Source organism: Proteus penneri (assembly GCF_022369495.1).
In the GTDB taxonomy this organism is placed as follows: Bacteria; Pseudomonadota; Gammaproteobacteria; order Enterobacterales; family Enterobacteriaceae; genus Proteus; species Proteus penneri.
On sequence record NZ_CP059690.1, the window covers coordinates 1,136,998 to 1,151,772 of the forward strand.

Consider the following 14,775-nt stretch of genomic DNA (forward strand, 5'->3'; position numbering starts at 1 on the left):
TATTTATGGGGGTTCAATGCCTGATATTAGAAAAACACTGAATTTTGATGAAGCGGAAATCAAATTTACGGGAGATGGCACACAAGGCGTTTTCGAAGGTTATGCCTCCGTATTTAGTCATCAAGATCTCGATGGTGACATTATTTTACCCGGTGCGTTTAAGCATGTTTTAGATAAGCAAAAACAAAAAGTCGCTATGTTTTATAACCATCGAGTCTGGGAGCTTCCTGTGGGGAAATGGGAGTACATGGAGGAAGATCAAAAAGGATTACGTGTAAGAGGACAACTGACGCCCGGTCATAGTGCGGCTCAAGATCTAAAAGCGGCAATGAAGCATGGCACGGTTGACGGGCTTTCTATCGGATTCGGTTGTCTGCGTAATGATTTTGAGAGGACACCTTCAGGCCGTATTTTTAAAAATATCTCTCTGTTACGTGAAATTAGTATTTGTACATTTCCCGCTAATGACCAAGCACAGGTTTCATCACTCAAGAGCATCGATGGGTTATTAACGATCCGAGATATTGAGGATTGGCTGAGAGAGTCAGCCGGTTTATCAAAATCAGAAGCAGTCGGTTTTATTTCCCGCTTTAAATCCGCTATTCGGAGTGAGTCCGATGACACTCAACAATCCCTAGTCGCATCCATTGTTAACCAAATTAATGCATTTAATCTGAAAGGATAGAATATGTCTGACTTAGCTATTATCCAAGAAGCCATCGAAGGATCACAAAAAAAGGTGCAAGAGCTTTTCGATGCACAGAAGAAAGAAATTGAAGCTACTGGCGTAGTTTCAAAGCAATTACAAACAGATTTAGCCTTAGTTCAAGAGGAATTAAAAAAAGCCGGTGAGCGTCTGTTTGATTTAGAGCAGAAAGGGGCAACGAGTGCTGATGATCCTAATGTGAAAAAAGATTTTTCTGAGCGAGCAGCAGAAGCGCTGACAAAATCATGGAATGGGAGTCAGGCTTCTTATGAAGTGAAAACGTTTAATAAATCATTAGGCAGTGATGTGAGTTCAGCCGGAGTTCTCATTCAGCCGATGCAAGTACCGGGTATTATTATGCCGGGTATGCGTCGTTTAGTTATCCGCGATTTATTAGCACAAGGTCGTATTTCCAGTAACTCACTGGAATATGTACGCGAAAAATTGTTTACCAATAGCGCGGCACCTGTGAAAGAAAAGGCACAAAAACCAGAATCTAATCTGACGTTTGAAAAACAAACGGCAAATGTGATCACTATTGCTCATTGGATCCAAGCGTCTCGCCAAGTGATGGATGATGCTGTGCAGTTACAGTCTTACGTTAATAATCGCTTATTGTATGGCTTAGCATTAGTGGAAGAGGAGCAATTACTCAATGGTGACGGTACTGCGGATAATTTGACGGGGATTAACCATGTTGCCACTGCTTATGATACCACGTTGAGTGCTACGGGCGACACACATGCTGACCTGATTGCTCATGCTATTTATCAGGTAACAGAATCTGAATTTAGCGCCTCTGGTATTATTTTAAATCCTCGTGATTGGCATGCAATTGCGTTAATGAAAGATAAAGAAGGGCGTTATATTTTCGGGGGCCCACAAGCGTTTACTTCAAATGTAATGTGGGGATTACCTGTTGTTCCAACAAAAGCACAAAAACAAGGTGAGTTTACTGTTGGTGCATTTGATTTGGCGTCTCAAGTATGGGATCGAATGAATGCAGTTATCGAAGTGAGTCGAGAAGATCGTGATAATTTCGTGAAGAATATGCTGACCATTTTGTGTGAAGAGCGTTTAGCATTAGCCCATTATCGCCCTCAAGCCTTAATTAAAGGAACTTTCCCAACGTCTGGAAGAAGTGCTTAAGTAATAGGTCGGGGTAGGTAACTATCCCGTATTACATCATGAATATCTTAGATGTCATTCCTCTTTCTTTATTAAAACAGCATCTCGAATACAGCGGTGATGATCGTGATGAGCAGATTCTATTTTATGCTCAAAGCGCATTAAATTATTGTTTGAGATGGTGTGATGAACCGGCATGGAAATCACCTGATGATATCCCTTATGAAGTGAAATCGGCAATGCTCTTAGTGTTGGGGGATATTTTTGAACATCGAACTAGTCAAAGTGAAATTCCGTTATATGAAAATAAAGCAGTAGAACGATTGTTACTGCTTTGTCGAAATTGGCGAGGTAGTTAATGGATCCGGGACGATTACGCCACACCATTAATATTCAAAAATCAGTATTAGCACCTGATGCCATCAGTGGCAGTGATGTGATTTGGACGGATCATGCGACAAAAGTACGTGCAGCGATCATGCCTTATCAAGGGCGGGAATATTTTCAAGCCCAACAAGTACAAAGCGAGGCCACAACGCGAATTCTTATTCGCTATATCGCTGATATTGATACTTCGATGCGTATTGTATGGGGTAAGCGAATATTTAATATTATTTCGATTATTGACCCTGATGAGCGTCATCGTGAGCTTCAATTAATGTGCAAAGAGGGCGTGAATGATGGGTGAAATTAAAATCAGTGGATTGTCTGAACTCGCTCAACGAATGCAAGACATTGCCCGTAAAACCAGAAATCAAAGCGCGCGTAAGGCGATGAATGCAGGGGCTTCGGCGTTAAAAGAAGAAATCAAACATCGAGTACCTATCCTTAAGGAAACGGTATCGCATCGACGCAAGGGCACCATCAAGCGCAATATTCGTTCTAAAACGAAAGTGCAGCGCAATGGACAAGTTAAAACGCGTATTTGGGTGAAATCATTATCGGGTAAAAAGGTGTCTGCCTTTAAACAGGTAACGGGAAAAAGTGCGGCATTGAGCCCGAATGATCCGTTTTATTGGTGGTTTGTCGAGTTTGGTACGGCCAAGATGCCCGCACAACCGTTTATGCGCCCCAGCTTTGAAGCAAAAAAGGAAGCGACGGCTAAAGTGATAGTTCAAACACTCAAAGAGGATATTGAAAAAACAAGGTAGAGATCATGATACAGCAATTAAAAGAGACCCTTTCACCGCTTGTCGATGGAAGGGTTTTTTTTCAGGTATTACCCGAAGGCAAAGGGCATTATCCCGCCATTGTGATCCAGTTCGCCAGCATCACGCCTAACAGTGCGCTGGAGGATGCGGATTTAGATAACTATCGCGTGCAACTCGATGTGTATGCGCCCCAGCCACAACCCCTGATGGTATTGCGTAAAAAAATCGAGGCTCAGATTGTTGCGACAATCCCATTTGCACAACGGGTGAATGCGGTCTTTGGGTATGAAGCGGATGTCAAATTGCATCGGCTTGTTCTTGAATTAATGATTTCATCAGATAAATAAGGAATGGATATGGCAAAGTCAAAAAACCATAAAGCGACGCCTTTCCTCGGCACGAAGATCTTTGTGCAAACAGGCTTAGGGGAGGCTATGACGGTGACAGAAGCGACGTTATCACCCGCAACTATTACCATCGCCAATAATAAGCTGAAAGCGGATGACATGATTATGTTATCGGGACTCGGGGAGTTAGATGGGCGTTTTCCTGTTGCACAAGTTGATGGCGACAAAGTGACCCTGTGTGACGAAGTGGATTGGAGCGATAAAACACTACCCACGGATTTTGCAGAGGCTAAGGCGCAACGTATTCAGTGGTCTAATAACTTTTGTGCAGTGAAAAGCTTTAGCAAAGACGGTTCGACAACCGAACAAATTGATGTCACTACCATTTGCAGTGATGGCAAGGAATATGAATCCGGCGATACGGAATACGGCTCAATTAAATTGACCTTTTTCTTACGGTATAGCTCCAGTGAGGTGCAGCGACTCTTGCGTAAATATGAAAACAGCAAAGAAAAATTCGCAGTGAAAATGGTCTTAACACGAGATGAGGGTTCCATGTTTTATTACGGCTCCGTTGAAACAGGCATGAACATTGATGGCAGTGTGGGGCAAATGATGGATTCTGGGATCTCTATTAAATTGTCTGGCCGTGATTATTTGAATGTGAAGAAATAACTCTTAATTCACCTCTCTTATTATTTCTCTTCTCCCTTCTCGATAAAAATTTTAGGAGTGATTATGTCTAACGCTTTATTGCGTGAATTAGTGTTAAACCAAGCACTGAAAGTGACGCCTTTTACCTATTTAGACAACACCTTTTATGTCAAAGAGCTGGATGTTGGCACCATGAATTACATTCAGCGCAAACTTCGCCAAATTAAAATTAAGCTCGCCGAAGCGCAGGACATTTACTTAGATGAAGACGATCCTGAACAATTTAATGAGGCGATAAATCGTGTCTACGATGAATATGATGTCGCCAGAATGTTGGCCTTTAAGTTGTGTGATGAAAAAGGAGAACTACTTTTTGATGCTGAAAATGAAGAAGATTTAAAAGGTCTTAATCGTCTAGGGCAAGGGTTCTCTAATGCAGTGTTTACAGCCGAAGCGGGGAACAGCGAAAAAAACTCGGAGAACGGCGACAATTTCAATTGATATTGTCGCTGGCATTGGGAAAAACCCTCGCGGAAATCGAGCAAATGCCCGAAAGCCACTTGTGTGAATATGAAGCTTTTTATCGCAAACAACCCTTTGGTTTATGGCGAGAGGATTATCGGATGGCACAAGTGGCGCATCTTTTTGCGATGATAAATCGTGATCCGAAAACGTCTCCGCCTGAATTGATGGATTTTATGCCGATGTGGAAGAAGAAAATCACGGAAGAAGAGCTGTGGGATAACGTTACTGAGAGTGTATTAGCTAATCGATAGCCCCACATCAGTGGGGCTTAATCGTTAACCACCGCGAGACATTTTCTCAATTTTTTTATCCGTATTGTATTGAGAAAGCGCATAAACCGACCAGATAGCCGCAGGGATCCAGCCAATTAATGTGATTTGTAGGATAAGGCAGAAGATGCCAGCAAATGGGCGACCAATCGTGAAAAATTGTAACCAAGGTAGTAATAACGCCAGAATAAGTCTCATAAAACCCCCTCTATTATTCGAAATTTCAGTTTATCAATAATTAAATCAATAGCAAATAACAAGGAATATTGCATTTATTCAGGGTGAAAGTTTGCTTTTGTAGTGTTCATACCAAGGATTGAATTTATGGCGGGAGCATTAGGTAGATTAAATATTGATTTGACGCTGAATATGGCAAATTTCACAAATGCGATCAACCGTAGCCAGCGCCAAACAGAACAATTTGGGCAAAGTATTCGCGTCAGTCTTCAAGCTATCACCGTACAACAAGAGCGAATGGTATCACAAACCGCAAAATCCTCGGCGCTTTTTGCCCGTTTTGCGAGTGTCACCGCAAGTGCATTATCCATTCATCAAGTCATTAATTATGCTGATAGTTGGACGGAATTACAGAACCGTTTAAAACTGGTGACAGAAAGTTCTGTCGAGTTAAATAAAGCCACACAAGCAGTCTATGGCATTGCCCAAAAAACCTATCAATCATTGGATGCCACAGCACAAGTTTATCAACGTTTTGCGGATAATGCCGATCGCTTAGGATTAAGTCAGCAAAAAGTCGCTGAACTCACGGAAACTGTCTCAAAAGCCGTGGCGATTTCAGGAGCGAGTGCAACCGCAGCCCAAGCGGCATTAACTCAATTTGGTCAAGCATTAGCCGCGGGGCAGTTACGTGGCGAAGAGCTAAATTCAGTGATGGAGCAAACCCCTGCGTTAGCGAAAGCCATCGCTGACGGAATGGGTGTCAGTGTGGGCGAACTAAGGAAGAAAGCCCAAGACGGTGAAATGACGATTGAGAAAGTTATTCAAGCCTTAGAGCGTGCAGCCGACAGTGTGGATAAAAAATTTGCTACCAGCGTGACGACGGTTAGCCAAGGTTTCACTAATCTTCAATCGGCGATGACAAAATTTATCGGCGAAGCGAATCAAGGTACAGGTGCGACTCAGCTTTTAACCACAGGGATGACCACTCTTGCCGATAATCTATCGTTAGTCGCTAAAGTAGTTGAAGGGATCGCTGTCACGGCATTGGTAGCAAAGCTCTCTCAATGGACGAAAGCCACTTATCTGAAAAATCAGGCAACATTGAATGAGGCCAAAGCCACATTACAGAGTGCGCAGGCAAACAGTGTGGCAGCAACCAGTGCCGTGAGGAAGGCATGGGCGGATAAAGAAACTGCCACATCGGCGCTCAATAGAGCCAAAATGGAATATCAAGTTGCTAGAGGCACTAACGCGGAAAAAATCGCACTCTATAACCTTATCGCCACAAAGTCACTCGCAAGAACAGCCTCGCTAAATTATACACAGGCATTAACCGCCGAAAACGTTGCTCAACGTGCATTAACGACCGCTCGGCGTCAATCAACGGTGGTGGGGCGAGCACTCAACAGTGTTATGGGATTAGCGGGTGGCCCTATTGGATTAGTGTTGACGGGTGTTGCAGCATTGGGCATGGGATTGTATGAATACAGCGAAAATGTCAAACAAGCCAAACTCGAATCGATTGAATTTGCTCATTCCCTTGATACATCAACAGAAGCGTTAAACAAAATGAGCAATGCCACATTAGTGGCGAATTTAAGTAAAGTTTCATCGGGCATTAACGCGCAATTGGAGAAAGTCGAGGAACTTAAACAACAGGTTATTTCCTTACAAGGTCTATCAAAATACAGCGTTGAGAGTGAAAAGGCGTTTACTGAACAAGGTGTGGGGGATTTATACCTTAAACGAGTGGCTGAAAAGCAAAAAGAGCTTGATGCTGCGATGGGGATATATGCAGAGCAAGTTAATAACTTAGAGCGTCAGCGAGCCAATATGCAAAATATGTTGGCGACACTCAAAGAAAAAGTGGGCGATCAAGCTCCGGAATATAAACGCTATGCCACTGAGTTACAAAATGTTGATGCCGTTATCAATTCACTTAAGGCGAGTTTAAAGAGTTTAGGCATTGAATATGAATCACTCATTGATATCACGCTTCAGGCGACAAATAGCCAAGTGAATGTCGCCACGGCGATTGCTAAACAGATTGATGAATCGATTGAAAAATAGCAACGTTCAGTGGCAAAAGCGCAAGCCACAGGGAAGGCATTAGCGAAATTAAATGCAGAAGATGTATTGGCCTCACGCAAAATTACGCCAGATATGCAAGGCTACGATAAAGCCTTACAAGCGGAAATTGAGGCACAACTGGCACTGCAAGCCAAACGGACGTATAAGCCCAGCCACAAATCAACCATTGATTATGCCAAGCAATACACCAAAATCTTGACGGAATTAGAGGAAAAACAAGCCTCATTGATTGCGGATGGGCAAAGCATTCAGCTGTATGGCACTACCTCTTCCTTTAATGAATACACATCCGCATTAGCTGATATCAAACAAAATAAAGATAAGTTTGATGCCATCTTAAAAATCGATCCCAAAGCGATTGAGACGATAAAAGAAAAAGCGAAAGCCATTGATGATCTGGCGCGTGCCAACTCGGTTGCGCAATTTGCTTATGATCGCAGTAAAGAAATTGAGCAGATGCAATTTGAAACTACCTTGATAGGAAAATCGCGCGCAGAGCAAGAAAAGCTCAATGCCCTTCGTCAGATTGATGTGCTGTATCAGCAAGCCAGTGTGGATTTAGGCGAAAAAGAGCTGATGAACTTACAACGCAATGTTGAACTCACTAAACAGAAGATTGAGGAAGAGCTGAGGAAGCGAGAGGCCATGAAAGGCGATCCGATGGCGGGATTAAAACAAGGCTTATCGGATTTCAGTGAGTCGGCCATGAATGTGATGGAGAACGTCAGAAACGTCACTACCAATGCCCTTAATAATATGTCTGATGCATTAGCCGATTTTGCTTTAACGGGCAAAGGAAGCTTTAAAGATTTTGCCAATGCGGTGATCTCCGATATCACTCGAATGGTGATGAAAATGCTGGTTTTCAAAGCCATTGAAGCAGGCGGGCAGGCAATGGGTTTTGATATGGGATGGATGAGCAAAGGGCATGCTTACGGTGGTTATACGGGGCATGGCGGGAAATTCGAACCTAAAGGGATTGTGCATGGGGGTGAGTTTGTTTTTACCAAAGAAGCGACGGCTAAATTGGGTGTCGGCAATCTCTATCGCTTAATGCATGCGGCGCAAGGTTATGCTTCAGGTGGCTTTGTGGGGGCGATCGCAGGGCGAATACCGGTTACACCACAACCGACGTTAGCCCGTGCAGGTGGGGTGCAAATGACAGTCGTTAATCATATTACGGTGACAGGAAATGGTGACGCTGTACTTGCGCAGGCAATGAAAGAAGCCACACAACAAGGTACAGAAGCTGGTGCACAGAAAGCTCACGCGATGATGTTACAAGACTTTCAAAGTAATGGCGCAGCACGTAGAACATTAGGAGTTTAAATGTCTATTCTTGAATGGCCAAAAGAGGTGATCCCCACACAGGAAAACTGGCAATTATTGAGTAACAGCAAAACCTTTACCTCGCCGTTTAATGGAAGTAGTCAAACGGTGCGCTTTCCGGGAAGTCGTTGGCGTTGTGAGCTGACATTCAATAATTTAAATGAAGAGAAATCGCGTCAGTTAGAAGCGCTGGTGGCTTCATTGGATGGCATGTCGGGACGGGTCAAAATAGCCAGTTGGATAAGAAAAGGACGTTATGGGTATGGTTCGCCTCGTATTGCAATACCGAGCCAATTAGGTCATCGGCTAGAAACAAAGGACTGGAAGCGCAATATGCGCGTGTTACAGCAAGGGGATCGTTTAACTGTGGGTAATGAACTCAAAATGGTGGTGGCGGATGTGGTCAGTGATAATCAAGGACGTGCCATTATTCTTATTTCGCCGATGTTAAGAACGTCACCTACCGTCAATGAAATGCTCGAGGTTGAACGTCCTTTTGGAGTTTTTCGGCTCGTTGATAATGAACAGGGTAAATTTCAGCATCGTCGCTTGGGGTATACCCATATCACGTTATCTTTTGAGGAGGTGTTGTACTAATGCAATATCATCCATTTTCTGATGCCATGGTCAACGCGATTAATGAGGGGGCTTATATTGTCTTAGCCGCCAGACTCGATTTGAAATCAGGCGTGACCTGTGCGCATACCGGCGTTGGGCAACTGATTATTGCGGGGGAAACTTATTTGGGCGTGGGCAGTTTAGGCGAAATCAGTCAGCTGAAAGAAAATAAGACAACCAGTCCCCCACAATTACAGCTTAAATTAGCGGGTTTTGATAAATCGCTGGTGGGAATGGTGATGAATGAGCAAAGCCGAGGGCGAGAAGTGCGGTTGATGATGGTCGCCATCGGTGAAGAGGGAAAACCGCTTCTTGCTGAAGTCTTATTTGTCGGACAAATCACATCGATCAATGTGGTGTCTGGCGAAGAAAATGCCGTATGTGTTAATGTTTCTAATCGATTCGAACGATGGTCAATCGGTTTACCTGATAGGTTCACTGATGAATCATGGTCATCTAGAAGGCAAGGTGATCGTATCTTTCGTTATGTTGCTCAAATGGCTGAAAGGGCTATTTATTGGGGCAGTAAGAAAGATGCACCTGCATTTATTTATAAATAATCTTATTTTTCTTGTTAAACCCACTTTTGTGGGTTTTTATTGCATAAACAAGAGGAACTGTGTCCTTTGTTGTTTCATGAAAGAGCTAAATTTATCCTTATTAGAAGATATCAGCGTTGGGAGTATAGATAGGTAATTGATGCCAAAAACTACATTCATATACCTTTATAACCGCAAAAAAACAAGCTTTAGTTGATAAATCTGGGTTGTAATGGCGACAAGATGACTCTATTATGAATAGGTCACTGGTCGAAAAGGTTCACAAAAAATAATCCAGTACCCACTAACAGTGTGGGTGATTTTTTACATGCAGAGTAATTGCAATAACCTCAAAATCGTCTATTTTGTATATATGCCAGAGATCCTGGTAAGAGGGTATTTATATGAGTCACGCACTGAGAAAGGCTAGTCGTTTAGATATACCGCCTCGTGACAAAAGTAAAGTTGCGTCTCCTAGAGCAGTAGTTGGATATAATTGCTCACACAAAGATCAAGTGAAAAATGCTTTCAGTCTTGGCTTTGAGCGTTATGAGACTGCTATGGATAAATTATCTAAGGTGTGATAGATGTCTAGGGAGTTTGGTTATCATCTTGACGGCGTGAATTACTTATCTGTTGATGACATAATTTATATCAATGAAGTTCTTATTAAAGCACAAACGCCAGATGAGCCAATCCAAGTTTTAAATCAAAGCAATCTAGAATCGTCACAAGCCAGACCTAGCGTAATAAGATATTACGAACAAACAGAGGATATGTTTAGACTATCCTCTGTTCTTATTGAAAGCCTTATCCAAAACCATCCATTCGCGAATGCTAATAAAAGAACAGCCATGATGTGTGGTTATGTTTTTTTATTGATAAATGGTTATGAGCTTACTGCACCAAGTGATGATATGGTTGATATTGCATCTGGTTTAGCCACTAAAGATTATAGTTGTGAGGATCTTGAGAATTGGCTGTGTCATTGGTCTAGGACTTATGACACAGTAGAATTATGTAATCCTGATTTCGGTAAACTATGTTGTGGTGTAATCAAATTAAAAAATATCTGATATTACGCAATTGAAACTAACCCACTTCGGTGGGTTTTTTATTGCCTGAATTTCACCATGCCTCTTAATTGAGGTTTTTTGCTATTTAAGGTCAGTACATGAAACAACCCAACTGGACACTTAAATTACCTGAAACCATAAGGGCGGCGATGAGTCGCCCTTTTTCATGGGGTGAATTTGATTGTTGTATTTTTGCCTCAGAATGTATTTACGCACAATGCGGTTTCTCGCCAATAAAGCCTTATCTCAATCACTATAAAACCAAAGCCGAAGCCTTCAACCTGATCAAATCTAAATTTGGCACATTAGAGAAAGCCGTATCACGCTATTTCAAATCCATTGAGATTGAGCGCGTTCAGCGTGGCGACCTCGTATTGTTTAAAGGTGAGGACGGTGACAGTTTAGCCGTGGTTTGGGCGGGGCATTATTGGGGAGTAACCCCACAAGGTGTGAAGCCAGTGCAGATTAAGCCAATCAAAGCGTGGAGAGTGGAATAATGGGTGGGAGTGGTGGATTAATTTCAAAAGTCGTGGGCGCAGGCTTAATGATTGCGGGGCTATTTACCGGAGGTGTTACCTCGGCGATGGGGATGGCGCTGATGGCAGCAGGCGTTGCGGTTCAAGTCGCGGGTTCGCTTATCTTTAAGCCTAAACTGCCTTCCATGAATTATCGAGATACCGGTGAACGCAAACAGATGTTACGTTCATCGTCTGCCCCTGAAACCGTGATAGTCGGAAAAACAGTGATATCGGGTTTGCTTTTCTTTGCAGAGGAAGAAACTGGCGAACAAGATGAAAATGAAAAAACCACACTGGCATTGGCGCTGGCAGGGCACCCCATAGAGAAAATCGGGAAGATTTGGTTGGGTGATGATCTCATTGAGACGTTTGGTGATAAAGCGTCATGGGAATTACATAACGATAGGAAAAATGTCGATCCCTTTATGCTTAAAAATTGCCCGTCATGGAAAGAGGATATGATTGGTCGAGGTCTGGCGTGGTTACGTGTGACACTCACGTTTGACCAAGAAAAATTCCCTTATGGATTACCCAATGTGAAATGTGAAGTTTGGGGAAAACATCTGTTTGATCCTCGCTCTGGGCAAACTGCATGGAGTAATAATGGGGCCTTAGTGGTTTTAGATTATTACCGCCATTATTTAAAAGTACCTGATACAGATATTGATTTTGACAGCTTTAAACAGGCAGCCGATTTATGTGATGAAAAAGTGAGTCTGCCAGAAGGCGGATTTGAGTCGCGATATACCCTTAATGGTGCCTATGACTTAAATGAGAGTCCATCCAGTGTCTTGGAAGCAATGCACAAATGTATTAACGCGGAACCGACATTTACCGCAGGAAAACACGGTATTCAAATCGGCGCTTATTATGGGCCTGCAATAAAAACCATCTCTGAATCACAATTGATTGGCACCGTCACTTGTACCCCTGAAACAGGTTTAAAAGACGCCACGAATGCGGTGTATGGCACGTTTATTGATGCCGAACAGTTGTACACAAAAACCGACTTCACGCCTGTGATTGTGGACGAATGGGTGAAAGACGATGGTTTAGAAATTCGAGAGAATATTGACTATCGTTTTGTCACCAGCCCTTATCAAGCCCAACGATTAGCTCGTCAATATCTTCGTAAAAAGAAAGCAGGAAGACGAGTTCAATTGACCATGAACTTAGACGGCTATGCTTATCGTCCTGGTGAAGTTGTGCTTTTAGAATTACCGGCTTTGGGGATTAGTGGGCTGGAATTTCGTATTGCCGAATGGTCTTTTCATGCTTTAGAGGGTGTGGCTTTAACGTTGGAAGAGGATGGTGCCTATTTATATGAAGATGTGATTGGTAAACCGTTTGAGCGTCCGCCATTTGTGAGTTTACCCGCTGGTGGCGTTGCTTCACCTATTAATCTTACCTTTGTTCCACTTGCAGTCAGTGACATCGTACAAGGTACACTTTCTTGGCAGAATGTGGCGTCTGATGTGCGCTATAACACCGTTACTATTCTCCAAGAAGGCAATGTTATTCAATCTATTCAGGTGCCGGCTGAGCGTGTTGATATTAACGGATTAGCACGAGGGACTTATCGTGTTGAAGTTAGAGCGACGAATATGGCGGGGGCAATGTCGGCACCCGCTATCAGTGATTTTGCCATTCAAGCCCCACCGCCTCCTGAGCACATTGATGTTACTTCTGGCTTATTTAATCTGACCGTTGCACCGAAACAAGGTGATAGTGCTGTCTTTTGTTATACCTTTGAGTTTTGGTTGAGTGAGGAAAAACTCGCTAATCTTTCTGAAAATGAAGTGATCACCAAAACAAACAAAGTTGGCCAAGGGAATTTCTGGACGCAAGAGAATTTACAAGCAGGGCATACGTATTATTTTTATGTTCGAACAATCAACAGCTATGGTAAATCACCTTTTGTGGAAGCTTCTGGTGTTTGCTCTTCTCAAACCGATTTAATTCTTGAAGAATTAGCGGGGCAAATTAGTCGAGATCAACTCACACAAGACCTATTGGGTGAAATTAACAGCAAAGCTGACCAATCAGCTATTGTTGAGTTAAACACGCAAGTGAAAGCAAACCATGATGCGATTTTAGCGGAGCAAGTTGCACGAGGAGCGGTAATTAACCAAGAGCAACAAGCTCGCGCTGAAGCTGATAAAGCGGAGGCACAACAACGCCAATCTTTAGCGACACAACTTCGTGGTGATTATACCGGCAATGATTTATCGAAAGTCACCGCAGGACTTATCTCCGCCGAGAAGCAAGCGCGTGTTACCGGCGACCAAGCGGAAGCCAAAGCCAGACAGTCATTGGAAACACGGATGAATGGGAATGTTTCCGCGATTAATAAATCACTAGAAACCCTCACCTCGAAACAGCAAGCACAAACGCAAGAGATTTCAACGCTCAATTCAAATCTTAAGGGGAAAGCTGATAGTAGTGCGGTAAATGCGTTAAATACGCGAGTATCTAATATTGATGGCAAAGTGACATCCGCAACCTCTCAGGTGCAAACGTTATCCAGCAAATTAGAGAAAGTGAAAGCCGATTTAACGGAGTCTGTGGTGGTGGATTTAGATTTATCAAAACTCAATGAAAACACCTATTATCCGGTGATTTTGCCTTTAGTGACCTCTCGACGTTATGCCTTTAAGGTTTTTAGAACCTTAGGGCAATATTCAGATAATAAACCTAGCTATGCCACTCACAGCACCAAAGGCTTTGCCATGATTGTGGAGTGGCAAGTGAGTGGTTCTGGATGGGGAACTCAGTCTGAAAACCGTATCATTGATAATTTTGATTGGCGATGGACAAATCAATCTCCGGTGATGGGGCCAGCTCAATTAATAAATGGTTCTGTGGAATATATTTATTTGCGGGGAGGGGCAAAATATCAGTTAACTAAACACAAAAGTGTTAACCATCAAATTATCACCAGCACTTACACCAATAACAAACAATCGGTAGCGCCGAAAGGGTTTGTGGCGAATGATGTGCCTAAATCGAGTGAACAGAAAGCCAACGCAACGGCGAATGCGGTAAGCCAACTTGAAACTAAAGTGACCGAGGTTTCAGGTAAAGTGACCTCGACCGCCCAGCAGGTCACTCGCTTAGAAAGCCAAGTGGGTACAAGTTCAGCCAAAATCGAACAAACTTCGAAAGTGGTCACAGACATAAATGGCAAAATTTCGGCATCATGGGCAATGAAAGTCCAGCAGGATAGCAAAGGGAATAAAGTCATTACTGGCATTGGCTTAGGCTTTAATGCACAAGGAAATAGTCAATTTCTGGTCAATGCCCAAAACTTTGCGGTGATATCTTCATTAAATGGCAAAGTGGTGACGCCTTTTGTGATCCAAAATGGACAAGCTTTTTTCAATGATGCGTTATTTAGTAAGGCAACCATTGATAAATTATCGGTAGGTAAAAAGATAACATCCACTAATTATTTAGCTGGCAAGAAAGGATTTAATATTGATGCCACAACAGGGAATGTGGAATTAAATGATGCGGTATTTCGTGGACGGTTAGATATAAACTCAGGAGGAACAAAAGGGCGGTTAGTGATCACGAATAATACTATTTATGTTTACGATGAAAACAATCAGTTAGCGGCAAAAATAGGTTATTTAGGGTAGCGT

Annotated in this window: 17 protein-coding genes; 16 read left to right on the forward strand and 1 reads right to left on the reverse strand. The window is 42.9% G+C overall.

The window, feature by feature from the left end:
- Positions 1-16 precede the first annotated feature (16 nt).
- The 9 genes from H1225_RS05110 (at position 17) to H1225_RS05150 (ending at position 4,762) form a co-directional block, all read left to right on the forward strand.
- Entirely contained in the window at positions 17-685 is a 669-nt protein-coding gene (locus tag H1225_RS05110; RefSeq protein WP_020946083.1) for an HK97 family phage prohead protease, read from the forward strand.
- Between the two features lie 3 nt (positions 686-688).
- On the forward strand, positions 689-1,855 hold the full coding sequence (locus tag H1225_RS05115; protein WP_109847654.1) for a phage major capsid protein: 1,167 nt from the start codon (positions 689-691) through the stop codon (positions 1,853-1,855).
- A gap of 38 nt (positions 1,856-1,893) precedes the next feature.
- Positions 1,894-2,193: a head-tail connector protein gene (locus tag H1225_RS05120; protein WP_166477287.1), complete on the forward strand. Its 300-nt coding sequence runs from the start codon at positions 1,894-1,896 to the stop codon at positions 2,191-2,193.
- Positions 2,193-2,522, forward strand: a complete 330-nt coding sequence (locus H1225_RS05125; protein WP_036935207.1) for a phage head closure protein — start codon at positions 2,193-2,195, stop codon at positions 2,520-2,522. The genes H1225_RS05120 and H1225_RS05125 overlap by 1 nt, the downstream gene beginning before the upstream one ends.
- The gene (locus H1225_RS05130; RefSeq protein WP_166477288.1) at positions 2,512-2,985 is read left to right on the forward strand and encodes an HK97-gp10 family putative phage morphogenesis protein; all 474 of its coding nucleotides are present in this window, start codon (positions 2,512-2,514) and stop codon (positions 2,983-2,985) included. The genes H1225_RS05125 and H1225_RS05130 overlap by 11 nt, the downstream gene beginning before the upstream one ends.
- Positions 2,986-2,990: 5 nt before the next feature.
- A complete protein-coding gene (gp17, locus tag H1225_RS05135; RefSeq protein WP_109372567.1) occupies positions 2,991-3,332 on the forward strand; it encodes a tail completion protein gp17 in 342 nt (113 codons plus the stop codon).
- Positions 3,333-3,341: 9 nt separating this feature from the next.
- Positions 3,342-4,007, forward strand: a complete 666-nt coding sequence (locus H1225_RS05140) for a hypothetical protein (RefSeq protein ID WP_166477289.1) — start codon at positions 3,342-3,344, stop codon at positions 4,005-4,007.
- Positions 4,008-4,070: 63 nt separating this feature from the next.
- A complete protein-coding gene (locus H1225_RS05145) occupies positions 4,071-4,487 on the forward strand; it encodes a hypothetical protein (RefSeq protein ID WP_100159820.1) in 417 nt (138 codons plus the stop codon).
- A 44-nt stretch (positions 4,488-4,531) separates the two neighbouring features.
- Positions 4,532-4,762, forward strand: a complete 231-nt coding sequence (locus H1225_RS05150; protein WP_239739537.1) for a phage tail assembly protein T — start codon at positions 4,532-4,534, stop codon at positions 4,760-4,762.
- Positions 4,763-4,786: 24 nt separating this feature from the next.
- Here H1225_RS05150 and H1225_RS05155 read toward each other — a convergent pair whose 3' ends face one another.
- Positions 4,787-4,978, reverse strand: coding sequence for a YqaE/Pmp3 family membrane protein (locus tag H1225_RS05155; RefSeq protein WP_004242485.1), 192 nt, complete (start codon positions 4,976-4,978; stop codon positions 4,787-4,789).
- Positions 4,979-5,104: 126 nt separating this feature from the next.
- On the opposite strand from H1225_RS05155, the gene H1225_RS05160 reads away from it, so the two are divergent.
- From H1225_RS05160 to H1225_RS05195, 7 genes are all read left to right on the forward strand, one after another.
- On the forward strand, positions 5,105-7,030 hold the full coding sequence (locus H1225_RS05160; protein WP_239739538.1) for a tape measure protein: 1,926 nt from the start codon (positions 5,105-5,107) through the stop codon (positions 7,028-7,030).
- Positions 7,031-7,039: 9 nt separating this feature from the next.
- Positions 7,040-8,380 carry a phage tail tape measure protein gene (locus tag H1225_RS05165; RefSeq protein WP_239739539.1) on the forward strand — a complete coding sequence of 447 codons (1,341 nt, stop codon included), beginning with the start codon at positions 7,040-7,042 and terminating at the stop codon, positions 8,378-8,380.
- Entirely contained in the window at positions 8,381-8,977 is a 597-nt protein-coding gene (locus H1225_RS05170; RefSeq protein ID WP_006537804.1) for a hypothetical protein, read from the forward strand. It begins immediately after the preceding gene.
- Positions 8,977-9,558 (forward strand): hypothetical protein, encoded by a 582-nt coding sequence (locus tag H1225_RS05175; protein ID WP_012367795.1) that lies wholly within the window; start codon positions 8,977-8,979, stop codon positions 9,556-9,558. The genes H1225_RS05170 and H1225_RS05175 overlap by 1 nt, the downstream gene beginning before the upstream one ends.
- 566 nt (positions 9,559-10,124) lie before the next feature.
- Positions 10,125-10,613 (forward strand): type II toxin-antitoxin system death-on-curing family toxin, encoded by a 489-nt coding sequence (locus tag H1225_RS05185; RefSeq protein ID WP_072062630.1) that lies wholly within the window; start codon positions 10,125-10,127, stop codon positions 10,611-10,613.
- Between the two features lie 98 nt (positions 10,614-10,711).
- Complete coding sequence (locus tag H1225_RS05190) at positions 10,712-11,110, forward strand: DUF6950 family protein (RefSeq protein WP_115065296.1); 399 nt, start codon at positions 10,712-10,714, stop codon at positions 11,108-11,110.
- Positions 11,110-14,772 (forward strand): phage tail protein, encoded by a 3,663-nt coding sequence (locus H1225_RS05195; RefSeq protein ID WP_239739540.1) that lies wholly within the window; start codon positions 11,110-11,112, stop codon positions 14,770-14,772. The genes H1225_RS05190 and H1225_RS05195 overlap by 1 nt, the downstream gene beginning before the upstream one ends.
- Positions 14,773-14,775 lie beyond the last annotated feature (3 nt).

Bases quoted from the DNA above. Each gene is read 5' to 3' on its own strand.
- H1225_RS05140 (WP_166477289.1), top strand. From the start codon at position 3,342: ATGGCAAAGTCAAAAAACCATAAAGCGACGCCTTTCCTCGGCACGAAG.
- H1225_RS05175 (WP_012367795.1), top strand. From the start codon at position 8,977: ATGCAATATCATCCATTTTCTGATGCCATGGTCAACGCGATTAATGAG.
- H1225_RS05195 (WP_239739540.1), top strand. From the start codon at position 11,110: ATGGGTGGGAGTGGTGGATTAATTTCAAAAGTCGTGGGCGCAGGCTTA.
- gp17 (WP_109372567.1), top strand. From the start codon at position 2,991: ATGATACAGCAATTAAAAGAGACCCTTTCACCGCTTGTCGATGGAAGG.
- H1225_RS05125 (WP_036935207.1), top strand. From the start codon at position 2,193: ATGGATCCGGGACGATTACGCCACACCATTAATATTCAAAAATCAGTA.
- H1225_RS05170 (WP_006537804.1), top strand. From the start codon at position 8,381: ATGTCTATTCTTGAATGGCCAAAAGAGGTGATCCCCACACAGGAAAAC.
- H1225_RS05145 (WP_100159820.1), top strand. From the start codon at position 4,071: ATGTCTAACGCTTTATTGCGTGAATTAGTGTTAAACCAAGCACTGAAA.
- H1225_RS05155 (WP_004242485.1), bottom strand. From the start codon at position 4,978: ATGAGACTTATTCTGGCGTTATTACTACCTTGGTTACAATTTTTCACG.
- H1225_RS05120 (WP_166477287.1), top strand. From the start codon at position 1,894: ATGAATATCTTAGATGTCATTCCTCTTTCTTTATTAAAACAGCATCTC.
- H1225_RS05160 (WP_239739538.1), top strand. From the start codon at position 5,105: ATGGCGGGAGCATTAGGTAGATTAAATATTGATTTGACGCTGAATATG.
- H1225_RS05185 (WP_072062630.1), top strand. From the start codon at position 10,125: ATGTCTAGGGAGTTTGGTTATCATCTTGACGGCGTGAATTACTTATCT.
- H1225_RS05150 (WP_239739537.1), top strand. From the start codon at position 4,532: ATGCCCGAAAGCCACTTGTGTGAATATGAAGCTTTTTATCGCAAACAA.
- H1225_RS05130 (WP_166477288.1), top strand. From the start codon at position 2,512: ATGATGGGTGAAATTAAAATCAGTGGATTGTCTGAACTCGCTCAACGA.
- H1225_RS05110 (WP_020946083.1), top strand. From the start codon at position 17: ATGCCTGATATTAGAAAAACACTGAATTTTGATGAAGCGGAAATCAAA.
- H1225_RS05190 (WP_115065296.1), top strand. From the start codon at position 10,712: ATGAAACAACCCAACTGGACACTTAAATTACCTGAAACCATAAGGGCG.
- H1225_RS05115 (WP_109847654.1), top strand. From the start codon at position 689: ATGTCTGACTTAGCTATTATCCAAGAAGCCATCGAAGGATCACAAAAA.